Raw genomic sequence first — 237 nt, 5'->3', positions numbered from 1 at the left:
ACACTTTGGCCAACTTAAGCCAGGATACAATTTACAAATAGCGACAAATTCTCAATTTGTTTTATCCTATGACCTATTTCAAAACCCAACAGATACTAGAACTTTAATTCCATTTTTAACAATGATTCAAAATACCTTCGGTTATTTACCGGAGTATATTGTAGCTGATGCATGTTATGATAGTGAGCAAAACTATATGGCTATTATAGATGATTTTAATAAAACGCCACTTATTAC

1 protein-coding gene is annotated in these 237 nt (G+C 31.2%); it reads left to right on the top strand.

What is annotated here, in order from left to right; all coding sequences use genetic code 11:
- A partial coding sequence (locus ACH65_RS19450; RefSeq protein WP_082190410.1) for a transposase occupies positions 1-237 on the top strand: 237 nt, incomplete at both ends.

Origin of the sequence: Frateuria defendens (genome assembly GCF_001182895.1) — a bacterium.
Taxonomy (GTDB): domain Bacteria; phylum Pseudomonadota; class Gammaproteobacteria; order Xanthomonadales; family Rhodanobacteraceae; genus Frateuria_B; species Frateuria_B defendens.
Note: the sequence above shows the minus strand (reverse complement) of the source record. Positions and strands in the feature narration are given on the sequence as shown.